Source organism: Streptomyces sp. NBC_01092 (genome assembly GCF_045039535.1).
GTDB lineage: Bacteria > Actinomycetota > Actinomycetes > Streptomycetales > Streptomycetaceae > Streptomyces.
On record NZ_CP108659.1, the window covers coordinates 10,000,890 to 10,013,585 of the forward strand.

Here is a 12,696-nt window from a genome sequence, read left to right on the forward strand (position 1 = left end):
GGACAGGATTCGCGTGCCCACTGACGAGAAGACTCTGACGTATCTCAAGCGGCTCACCACCGACCTTCGCCAGACCCGTCAGCGGCTGCGCGAGGTCGAGGCCAGGGACCACGAGCCGATCGCGATCGTGGGGATGGGGTGCCGCTTTCCCGGCGGGGTGGACTCGCCGGACGCGCTCTGGGACCTCGTGGCGTCCGGCGGCGAGGGTGTGTCGGGCTTCCCGGTGGATCGCGGCTGGGACCTGACGGGCCTGTTCGGGGACGGACCGGGCCAGTCGTCGTCGCGGCAGGGCGGATTCCTGCACGACGGCGCCGAGTTCGACGCGGAGCTGTTCGGGATCTCCCCGCGTGAGGCGCTGGCGATGGACCCGCAGCAGAGGCTGCTGCTGGAGACCTCGTGGGAGGCGCTGGAGCGCGCCGGGGTCGACCCGCTGTCGCTGCGCGGCTCGCGCACGGGCGTGTTCGCGGGGCTGATGTACCACGACTACGCCTCGCGTCTGCCGGCCACGCCGGACGAGGTCGAGGGCCTGCTCGCCAACGGGAACGCGGGCAGCGTCTTCTCGGGGCGCGTGGCGTATGTGTTCGGGTTCGAGGGCCCGGCGGTGACGGTGGACACGGCGTGTTCGTCGTCCCTGGTGGCGCTGCATCTGGCGTGCCAGTCGCTCAGGTCGGGGGAGTGCGACACGGCCCTCGCCGCCGGCGTCACCGTCATGGCGACCCCGGCGACCTTTGTCGAGTTCTCCCGGCAGGGTGGGCTGGCGTCCGACGGCCGCTGCAAGGCTTTCGCGGAGTCGGCGGACGGCACGGGCTGGTCCGAGGGCGCCGGTGTGCTGGTGCTGATGCGGCTGAGCGAGGCGCGTCGGCAGGGGCGGCCGGTGCTGGCTGTCGTGCGGGGTACGGCCGTCAACCAGGACGGCGCCTCGAACGGGCTCACCGCGCCCAACGGGCCGTCCCAGCAGCGGGTGATCCGCCAGGCCCTCGCGAACGCCGGTCTGTCTCCGGCCGAGGTGGACGTCGTCGAGGCGCACGGCACCGGCACCCGGCTCGGCGACCCCATCGAGGCCCAGGCCCTCCTCGCCACCTACGGGCAGGCACGCGACGGCGACGGCGAGCCGGTGTGGCTGGGATCCGTCAAGTCCAACCTCGGGCACACGCAGGCCGCCGCGGGTGTGGCCGGCGTGATGAAGATGGTGATGGCGCTCGGCGCGGAACGCCTCCCGCGCACCCTGCACGCCGACCGGCCGTCCTCCCACGTGGAGTGGGAGTCGGGCGCGGTACGGCTGCTGACCGAGGAACGGGCCTGGCCGCAGGGCGAGCGTCCCCGTCGGGCCGGTGTGTCGTCCTTCGGCATCAGCGGCACGAACGCCCACGTCGTCATCGAGGAGGCCCCCGCCTCCGTCTCCGCCCCCGTCTCCGCCCCGGCCCTCGTACTCGCCGAGCCTCCCACCGACGACGTACCGGCCCCCGCCGAGCCCTCCGTCGAGGAGGTCGACGAACCGGCCACCCCGACCCCGACGGTCGATCTGCCCGTGATCCCCTGGGTCGTGTCCGCGCGCGGTGCCGACGCCCTGCGCGCCCAGATCGAACGGCTCGCCCCGGTCGACGCCGACCCCCTGGACACCGGGTTCTCCCTCGCTGCCACCCGGGCGGCGCTCGACCACCGCGCCGTCGTCCTCGGCCGCGACCTGGCCGACCTCCGCGCCCAGCTCACCGCACCCATGATCAAGGGTGCCGTGACCGAGGGCCGTACCGCGTGGATGTTCACCGGCCAGGGCAGCCAGCGACCCGGCATGGGACGAGAACTCGCCGCCACCTTCCCCGAGTTCGCCACCGCACTCGACGAGGTCTGCGAACTCCTCGACGCCGAACTCCGCTTCGCCCAGCCCCTGCGCACCGTCTTCTTCGGCGACGACGAACAGACCCTCCAGGACACCGGATACGCCCAGTCCGCGCTCTTCGCCCTGCAAGTCGCCCTCATCCGGCTGCTGCGCTCCTGGGGCACGCGACCCGAGGTCGTGCTGGGCCACTCGGTGGGCGAGTTCGCCGCCGCCCACGCGGCCGGCGTCCTCGAACTCCCCGACACCGTAAGGCTGGTGGCCGCCCGAGCACGCCTCATGCGGGCCCTGCCCGAGGGCGGCGCCATGGCCGCCGTCGAGGGAACCGAGACGGAGGTCGGCGCACTCCTCGCGGACGGCGCGGTCATCGCCGCCGTGAACAGCGCCACGTCCGTCGTCGTCTCCGGCCACGAGGACGCCGTACGACACCTGCTCGACACGGCACGCCAACAGGGCCGCCGGGCCACGCGCCTGCACGTCTCGCACGCTTTCCACTCCCCGCTCATGGAACCGATGCTGACGGAGTTCGCCGGCATCGCCGCCCAGGTGACCTACCACCGCCCGACGCTGCACGCCGTCAGCACCCTCACCGGCGCCGTGCTCGACAGCGACGACTGGACGACCCCGGAGTACTGGGTACGGCAGGTGCGGGAGGCCGTACGCTTCCACGACGCCGCCCGCACGGCCGTGGACGAACTCGGCGTCGCCCGCTTCCTCGAACTCGGCCCCGACCCGGTCCTGTCCGCACTCGTCGACACCGCCCCCGCCGCGTGCGTGCTGCGCCGTGACCGGGACGAACGCGAGACGGCCCTCGCAGCCGTCGCCGAACTCTTCGTGCGCGGCACCCCGGTCGACTGGGCGGCCGTCTTCGCGGGCACGGGCGCACGTGAGGTGCCCCTGCCGACGTACACCTTCCAGCGCCGCCGCTACTGGCTCGAAGCGCCGCGTACCACCGTCGACGCCGCCGGCCTGGGCCTGCGCCCCGTCCGCCACCCGCTGCTCGGTGCCGCCGTGTCCGTCGCCGACACCGACACCGTGCTGCTGACGGCCCGGCTGTCCGTCGCCGACCAGCCCTGGCTCGCGGACCACGTCGTGGCGGGCACGGTGATCGTCCCCGGCACCGCACTGCTGGAACTGGCCCTGGCCGCCGGGGAGCGGGCCGGCTGTGACCGCATCGACGAACTCACCCTCCACGCCCCACTCGCCCTCCCGGCGGACCAGGCCGTCGAACTCCAGGTGGGCGTGGAATCGCCGGACGCCGCCGGACACCGAGACCTACGCATCCACGCCCGCCCGCACGACACGACGGACGAACTGACCTGGACGCTGCACGCGTCAGGCACCATCGCCGCGACCGCGTCGGCGGGAGAGACCTGGGACCTGCGCGTATGGCCGCCGCAGGGAGCGGAGCAGGTCGAATTCGACGGCCTCTACGAGAGGTTGGGGACTGCGGGCCTGTCGTACGGCCCGGCCTTCCGTGGCCTGGAAGCCGTATGGCGCTCCGGAGAGGACTGGTTCGTCCAGGCCGCCCTGCCCGACGCGGCCACAGGCGGCGGCGAGGGATTCGGCGTGCACCCGGCGCTGCTGGACACGGTGCTCCACGTCCTCGGCCTCTGGGAGCGGGACGGCGCCCGTTTGCCGTTCCTGTGGTCGGGCGTGGAACTGTCCGCCGTGGGCGCGTCCACGGTCCGCGTGCGCGTGACGCCGCGCGGCGAGGACACGGTCGAACTCCGGGTCGCCGACGCGTCCGGCGAACCCGTCGCCACGATCGACAGCCTCGTACTGCGCCCAGTCACCCTCACGGATCTGGACACCAGCGGGTCCTTCGTCCGGGACGCGCTGTTCCGGGTCGACTGGCGCCCCCTCACCGACACGGGAGACGCCCGGACTGCCGACCTGGCCGTCCTGGGCGAACTCCCGGACGGACATACAGCCCGGTTCGGCACTTCGTACCCGGACCTCGACGCACTGCGCACGGCACTCGACGCAGGCACGCAACCGCCGAGCACCGTGGCCCTGCCGGTCGCCGCCGCAGGCGCCCTCCGGGAGACCGTCACCGAGATCCTCGGCACGATCCAGGAGTGGCTGCGGGAGCCGCGCCTCACCGACTCCCGCCTGCTGATCCTGCTTTCGGGCCCGGCCGACGACGAGGAGCCCCGCACCGAGCCGGCCGCGGCCGCCGTCCGTGGCCTGGTCCGCACGGCCGCGACCGAACACCCGGGCCGCCTCGCCCTCGCCGACCTCGACCTCGACTCCGCCTCCTGGGAGAGGCTCGCGAGCGTCCCGGAGACGGTGAGCGAAGTCCTGATCCGCCGAGGAAGGGCCCGCGTACCGCGCCTTGCCCGCATGACCGGCGGGGATGTGCTCCTGCCGCCGGTGGGTGTGGGCGTCGATTGGCGTATGGATGTGGTGGCTCAGGGCCGGCTGGATGGTGTGGCGTTGGTTCCTGAGGAGCCGTATGCGTTGCGGGCCGGTGAGGTGCGGGTCGCGGTGCGGGCCGCCGGGGTCAACTTCCGTGACGTACTGAACGTCCTCGGCATGTATCCCGGGGATGCGGGACGGCTGGGGCATGAGGGCGCCGGTGTGGTCGTGGAGGTGGGCCCTGGGGTGACCGGCATGGTGGTCGGTGACCGGGTGATGGGACTGCTGGACGGGGCGTTCGCTCCGACTGCCGTGACCGATGCGCGGTTGCTGGCGCGGGTGCCGGAGGGGTGGTCGTTCGAGCAGGCGGCGTCTGTGCCGATTGTGTTCCTGACTGCCTATTACGCCCTGGTCGACCTTGCCGGTCTGGAGGCGGGGGAGTCGGTGCTGATCCACTCCGCTGCTGGTGGTGTGGGGATGGCGGCCGTGCAGTTGGCCCAGCACTTGGGCGGCGAGGTGTACGGGACGGCGAGTGAGTCGAAGTGGCCGGTCGTGCGCGACCTCGGGATCCCGGATGAGCGGATCGCCTCCTCCCGCACGACCGAGTTCGAGGAGCGGTTCCGGTCGGGTGTGGATGTGGTGTTGGACTCGCTTGCGGGTGAGTTCGTGGATGCCTCGTTGCGGTTGGTGCGGCCGGGTGGCCGGTTCGTGGAGATGGGTAAGACCGACATCCGTGACGCGGAGCAGGTGCGGGCCGAGCACGGCATCGACTACACCGCCTTCGACTTGATCGACGCGGGTCCCGATCGCATCGCCGAGATGTGGACCGCACTGCTGGAACTGTTCGAGCAGAGTGTGCTGCGGCCGAACCCCGTGACGGCTTTCGACATGGGGCGGGCGCCGGCGGCGCTACGGCTGCTGGGTCAGGCCAAGCATGTCGGCAAGGTCGTGCTGCGGGTGCCGTCGCCGTGGAGTGGCGAGGGCACGGTGCTGATCACGGGTGGCACTGGGGGGTTGGGTGCGGAGGTCGCCCGGCACCTCGTGGGTGTGCACGGGGTGCGGGATCTGTTGCTGGTGTCCCGGCGCGGTTCGGCTGCTCCCGGTGCGGGTCAACTCGTGGCTGAGCTGGAGCAGTTGGGTGCCCGCGTTCAGGTGCGGGCGTGTGATGTGACGGACCGTGCGGCGCTTTCCGGCGTGCTGGACGGGGTCCGGCTCGGTGCTGTGGTGCATGCGGCGGGGGTTCTTGACGATGGTCTGATCGCTGACCTGTCGGTTGAGCGGGTGGGCAGGGTGGTGGCGGCCAAGGCTGAATCGGCGCTGCTCTTGCATGAGTTGACGGCGGGTCGTGAGCTGTCGGCGTTTGTGTTGTTCTCGTCGTTCGCTGGTGTCGTGGGTAATGCCGGTCAGGCGGCGTATTCGGCGGCGAACAATGTGCTGGATGCGCTGGCGGTGATGCGGCGGGCTCAGGGTCTGCCTGGTGTGTCGTTGGCGTGGGGTATGTGGGCGAACGCCGATGGTATGGGCGGGACGCTGGGTGAGGCGGAGCTGGAGCGGATGGCTCGGCAGGGTTTCCCGGCGTTGGAGACGGGCGAGGGTCTGGCCCTGCTCGATGCCGCTCTGCTGGTGAACGAGCCGATCACCGTCCCCGTCGCCCTGCGCACCTCGGCACTCGGCGAGGCGGGCCAAGGCGCCCTGTCCCCAGTCCTGCACGACCTCGTACCGCTTCGGGCCCGTCGGCGCACTGCCGGCGCTGCCACGGCAGCCGACGGCGAGCTGGTTCGCCGCCTCGCGGGGCTGGCACCTGTCGAACAGCGCAGGGCCCTGCTGGAGTTGGTTCAGGCGCAGGTCGCCGTCGCCCTCGGCCATGCGTCGGCTGCGTCCGTGGACGAGACCCGCAGCTTCAAGGACCTGGGGTTCGACTCGCTGACCGCCGTCGACCTGCGCAACCGCCTCGGCTCCGCGACCGGCATCGCACTCCCGGCCACCCTTGTCTTCGACCACCCGAACCCGAACTCACTCACCGACTTCCTCCTCGAACAGGTCCTCGGCGAGATCACTGCGCAGGCGCCCTCGCGACCGCGTGCCCAGGTGGCGACGGCCTTCGACGAGCCGGTTGCGATCGTGGGGATGGGGTGTCGTTTCCCGGGTGGTGCGGATTCGGCTCAGGGGTTGTGGGAGCTGGTCGCGGAGGGCCGGGACGGGTTGTCCGGGTTGCCGACGGATCGTGGTTGGGACCCTGGGTTGTTGGAGGGGCTGGCCACCGTCGGTGGCTTCGTGGATGGTGCGGCGCTGTTTGATGCGGAGTTGTTCGGGATTTCGCCGCGGGAGGCGTTGGCGATGGATCCGCAGCAGCGGTTGCTGTTGGAGACGGCGTGGGAGGCGTTGGAGGACGCGGGGATCGATCCGGCATCGCTGCGCGGCACGCCGACGGGTGTCTACGCCGGCGTCTCCGCCAACGGTTACGGCAGCGGCACGGTCGACGATCCGCAGGGCAACACCGAGGGGTACCTGCTGACGGGCAGCACACCCAGCGTCGCGTCCGGTCGCCTCGCCTACTCCCTGGGGTTGGAGGGTCCGGCGATGTCGGTGGACACGGCGTGCTCGTCGGCCCTGGTCGCTCTGCATCTGTCCTGTCAGGCGTTGCGTTCGGGTGAGTGCGACCTCGCCCTGGCGGGCGGTGCGACCGTCATGGCGACGCCGACGATCTTCCTTGAGTTTGCACGGCAAGGTGGGCTGGCGGGTGACGGGCGGTGCAAGTCGTTCGCCGAGGGTGCGGATGGGACGGGTTGGGCCGAGGGCGGGGGCATCCTCGTTCTGGAGCGGCTGGCCGATGCCCGGCGCAACAACCACCCGGTGCTGGCGGTCGTGCGGGGCAGTGCGGTCAATCAGGACGGTGCGTCCAATGGGCTGACCGCGCCGAACGGTCCGTCGCAGCAGCGGGTGATCCGGCAGGCGTTGGCCGCCGCTCAGCTGGATGCCTCCGAGGTGGATGCGGTCGAGGCGCATGGCACGGGCACCCGGCTGGGTGACCCGATCGAGGCGCAGGCGCTGCTGGCGACGTACGGCCAGGCGCATGCCGATGACGAGCCGCTGTGGCTCGGCTCGATCAAGTCGAACATCGGGCACGCGCAGGCGGCGGCCGGTGTGGCGAGCGTCGTCAAGATGGTCATGGCGCTGCGGGAGCAGACCTTGCCGCGGACGCTGCACGTCGATGAGCCGTCCTCGCACGTGGACTGGTCGGCGGGTGCGGTGGAGCTGCTGCGGGAGGAGCGGGCCTGGCCGCAGGGTGAGCGTCCGCGCCGTGCGGGTGTGTCGTCCTTCGGCATCAGCGGTACCAACGTCCATGTCATCCTCGAAGAAGCCCCGACGACCCCGTCTCCCCGCAAGCCCGAATCCGCAGCCGACCTTCCGGTGACTCCGTGGGTCGTATCGGCCCGCACCGCTGATGCCCTGCGCGCCGCAACAGGACGGCTGGCGGCGCACGTTGAGGCCGATGACCTCGACCCGGCGGCGGTCGGGCTTTCCCTGGCGACGACGCGTGCGGCCCTGGAGCACCGGGCGGTGGTCCTCGGGCGTGACGCTGACGCGCTGCGGTCGGGGCTCGCCGGGCCTGCCGTGACGGGTGTCGTGGCGGAGGGTCGTACGGCGTGGATGTTCACGGGGCAGGGCAGTCAGCGGCTCGGTATGGGGCGTGAACTGCACGCCGTCTATCCGCAGTTCGCCCGTGCCTTCGACGAGGCTGCTGGGTTGCTGGAGGCCGAGCTGGTCGGTGCGGCTGGCTTCCCGCTTCCGTTGCGCGATGTGCTGTTCGCGGAGGAAGGCTCCGAAGCCGCCGCCCTCCTCGACCGCACCGGCTACGCACAGGCGGCCCTCTTCGCGGTCCAGGTCGCGTCGGTGGAACTGCTGCGGTCATGGGACGTCGCGCCGGACGTCGTGCTGGGTCACTCCATCGGCGAATACGCCGCCGCCTACACGGCTGGTGTCTTCGAACTCCCCGACGCGGTACGGCTGGTGGCAGCCCGTGCCCGCCTGATGCAGGCCCTGCCGGAGGGCGGTGCGATGGCCGCCGTCGAGGCGGACGAGGCAGAGCTCGCCGACCTGCTCACCACCGACGACGTGACGATCGCCGCCGTCAACGGACCGACCGCCGTGGTCGTTTCCGGCACCGAGGAAGGCGTCGAGCGGGTCATGGCGGCCGTGCGTGAACGCGGGCGCCGGGTCGCCCGCCTGCGCGTGTCCCACGCCTTCCACTCCCCGCTCATGGAGCCGATGCTCGACGAGTTCACCGCGGTCGCCGAGCAGATCACCTACCGTCCCCCCGTTGTCGCGGCGGCTTCGTCGGTCACCGGTGAGACCGTGGGCGAGTCCGACTGGACCACCCCCTCCTACTGGGTCCAGCAGGTGCGCCGTCCCGTCCTCTTCCGCGACGCCCTGGCCACCGCCACCGGATCGCTGTCCGCCGGACGGTTGCTGGAGATCGGTCCCGACCCGGTGCTGAGCGGGCTCGTCGACCCGGCGGCCGCGCCGTCCTTCTCCGTGCTGCGCAAGGGGCGCCCCGAGGCCGAGACGCTGCTCACGGCAGTGGCCGAGCTGTTCGTCCGGGGTACTCGTGTCGACTGGGCTGCCCTGTTCCAGGGCAGCGTTGCACGGCGGGTGCCGCTGCCGACGTACGCCTTCCAGCGGCAGCGGTACTGGCTGGAGCCGGCCCGCTCCGCCGCTGATGCGCGCGGGCTCGGTCTCGTCGCCGCGGAACATCCGCTGCTCGGCGCGGCCGTCACCGTGGCCGGTTCCGAGACGCTGCTGCTCACGTCCCGCCTGTCGATCCGTACGCATCCGTGGCTTGCCGATCACGTCGTGGCCGGCACTGTCGTCGTACCGGGCACGGCGTTCGTCGAACTCGCCCTCCAGGCCGGCGACCGCGCCGACCGCGGACGGCTGGCCGAACTCACCCTTCAGGCGCCGCTCGTCCTGCCGCCCGACGGAGCCGTCACTGTCCAGATCACCGTCGAGCCCCCGGCGGTGGACGGCGGGGAAGCCAGGGCCCTGCACGTGTATGCCCGGCCCGACGACGCGGGTCCCGACCAGCCGTGGACCCTGCACGCCACCGGCGTCGTCGACGACGCGGCCGTCACCCCTTCGGCGGCACCCGAACTGCGCACCTGGCCGCCCGCCAGAGCCCGGGAACTCGCCCTCGACGGCCTCTACGAGCGGCTCCACGAGGCCGGCCTCTCCTACGGCTCCACCTTCCGCGGCCTGGCCCGTGCCTGGGCCTCAGGCGACGACCTGCTCGTCGAAGCGGCCCTGCCCGAGCCGGCCACCGACGAGGCGACGGCCTTCGGGCTCCACCCGGCGCTCCTCGACACCGTGCTGCACGCCCTCGCCCTGCGCGCAGGCGAGGAGCAGGGGGCACTGCTGCCGTTCCTGTGGTCGGGCGCGTCCTTCTACACCGTCGGCGCGAGCGTCGTACGGGCCCGGCTCACCCAGCGCGCGCCCGACACGTACACGCTGCATGTCGCCGACGCGGCGGGTGCCCCCGTCGCCGTGGTCGACTCGCTGGTACTGCGTCCCGTCTCCGCGGCCGACCTGGCCCGGGCGGCCACCGGCCCGGACGACCTGTTCCGGCTCAACTGGGTACCGGCGCCCGCTGACCGCACCGAGGCCGCCCGCACCGGGCACTGGGCCGTCGTCGGCGACCGCGACACGGCCGTATGGCGCGAGTCCGGGGTGCCCACGAGGCACTACGCGGACCTGGACGCCCTCATCGCCGCCATGGAAGCGGGCGAGCCGGCACCGTCGGCCGTCGGACTGGCCGTCGCGGCCAACTCTGGTGATGTCCTAAGTCCGGTTGCTGATCTCCTGGGTGCCATGCGGACCTGGCTCGCACAAGAGCGATGGGCGAACACGCCCCTGGTGGCACTGACCACCGGTGCGGTCGCCGCGCACCCTGCTTCCGGCACCGACACCCCGGACCTGTCCGGCGCCGGCGCCTGGGGCCTGGTCCGGTCCGCGATCAGCGAGCACCCGGGCCGCCTCGCCATCGCCGACGTGGACGGCACCGCGGCCTCGTACCGCGCCCTCGCCGCACGGCTCTCCCCCCTCGACGAGCCCCAACTCGCCCTCCGCCAGGGCGATGCATGGGTACCGCGCCTGGCGCGGATGGCCTCCGGAGACGTCCTCGTACCGCCGGCCGTGGCGCCGGGCACGACGTGGCGCGTGGAGGTCGACCGGCAGGGCCGCCTGGACGGCGTGGCGGTGATCACCGAGGACGCGCGGACGTTGCGGCCTGGTGAGGTGCGGGTTGCTGTGCGGGCTGCGGGTGTGAACTTCCGGGATGTGCTGAATGTGTTGGGCACGTATCCCGGGGATGCGGGTCGGCTGGGGCATGAGGGTGCGGGTGTGGTGGTGGAGGTGGGCCCGGAGGTTGCCGGCTTGGTGGTCGGTGATCGGGTGATGGGTCTGTTGGACGGGTCGTTCGGTCCGGTGGCTGTCACTGATGCCCGGTTGGTTGCCCGGATTCCGGAGGGGTGGTCGTTCGAGCAGGCGGCGTCGGTGCCGATCGTGTTCCTGACCGCCTATTACGCGTTGGTGGAGCTGGCCGGGCTCAAGGCGAGCGAGTCCGTGCTGATCCATGCCGCGGCCGGTGGTGTCGGTATGGCCGCGGTGCAGTTGGCCCAGCATCTGGGCGCTGATGTGTATGCCACGGCGAGTGAGCCCAAGTGGCCGGTCGTGCGCGACCTCGGGATCCCCGACGAGCGGATCGCCTCCTCCCGCACGACCGAGTTCGAGGAGCGGTTCCAGTCGGGTGTGGATGTCGTACTGGACGCGCTCGCGGGCGAGTTCGTGGATGCGTCGCTGCGGCTGGTGCGGTCCGGTGGCCGGTTCGTGGAGATGGGCAAGGCCGACATCCGCGATCCGGAGAAGGTGGTGGCTGCTCACCCGGGGGTCAATTATCGGGCGTTCGATACGTTCGACGCGGGGCCGGACCTGACCGCGGAGATGTGGACCGCGCTGCTGGAGCTGTTCGAGCGGGGCGCGCTGCGGCCGGTGACGGTGACCTCGTACGACCTCGCCAGGGCGCCGGAGGCGCTACGCCTGCTGGGGCAGGCCAAGCACGTGGGCAAGGTCGTGCTGCGGGTGCCGTCGCCGTGGAGTGGCGAGGGGACCGTGCTGATCACCGGTGGGACCGGCGGCCTGGGGGCGGAAGTTGCCCGGCATCTTGTCATCGAGCACGGGGTACGGGATCTGCTCCTCGTGTCCCGGCGCGGTCCCGAGGCTCCGGGCGCTCTCGAACTCGTAGCTGAGCTGGAGAAGTTGGGTGCCCGCGTTCAGGTGCGGGCGTGCGATGTGGCTGACCGTGCGGCGCTGGGCGCCGTGCTCGACGGCGTCGACCTGTCCGGTGTGGTGCACGCAGCGGGCGTCCTCGACGACGGCCTGGTCGCCGATCTGAGCCCGGAGCGGTTGTCGGGTGTCATGGCTTCGAAGGTCGAATCGGCACTGCATCTACATGAGTTGACGGCTGACCGTGACCTGTCCGCCTTCGTGCTCTTCTCCTCGTTCGCGGGTGTCGTGGGCAACGCCGGACAGGCCGCCTACTCCGCCGCGAACAACGTCCTCGACGCCCTTGCCGTCACCCGCCGTACCCAGGGACTTCCGGCCGTGTCGCTGGCCTGGGGTATGTGGGAGGCCGGTATGGGTGGGCGGTTGCCGCAGGCGGACGTGGCGCGGTTGCGGCGTGGGGGACTGCCGCCGTTGGCCGCGGGTGAGGCGTTGGCGTTGCTGGATGCCGCGCTGGTCGTGAACGAGCCGAACGCCGTCCCCGTTGCCCTGCGCACCTCGGCGCTCTCGGGCGCTCAAGTGCCGTTCGTGCTGCGGGACTTGGTGCCGACGGCGGGGCGGCGGCGCTGGGAGACGGCCGCGTCGGGCGGAGCCGTCGGCGGTGGTGGCCTCGTGGAGCGGCTGCGCGGGCTCGGCTCGGTGGAGCGGGACCGTGTGCTGCTGGACGCGGTGCTGGCCGAGGTGGCCGGCGTGCTGGGGCATGCCTCGGCCGGATCCGTCGACGCGTCGCGGGCGTTCAAGGAGCTGGGCTTCGACTCGCTGACGGCCGTGGATCTCCGTAACCGGCTGAACAGCGTGACCGGGTTGCAGCTCCCCGCCACCCTCGTCTTCGACCACCCCACCATCCTGTCCCTGCGCGACCACCTCGGCGCGGAGCTCGCCCCCGCGGACGACGGTGACACCGCCTTCCTCATGGGCGAGCTGGACAAGCTCCGCACGGTCCTCGTCGAGACCGCGCCGGCCGCGGACGACGATGTGCGCGCGGCGATCGGCGACCGGCTCCAGCAACTGCTCGCCACATGGTCGGCGGGTGCTGTCGGAGGCGGCGGACAGGAGGCGGACCAGGGCAACCGCGTCGCCATCGACGACGCCACCGACGACGAGCTCTTCGCACTGCTCGACGACAAGCCCTGGGTCGCCGAATGACGGCCCCGTCCAGGCGACCA

Annotated in this window: 1 protein-coding gene; it reads left to right on the forward strand. The window is 72.0% G+C overall.

The features are described from left to right. Window positions 1-13: 13 nt before the first annotated feature. On the forward strand, window positions 14-12,676 hold the full coding sequence (locus OG254_RS44555; protein ID WP_405593449.1) for an SDR family NAD(P)-dependent oxidoreductase: 12,663 nt from the start codon (window positions 14-16) through the stop codon (window positions 12,674-12,676). Window positions 12,677-12,696: the final 20 nt, after the last annotated feature.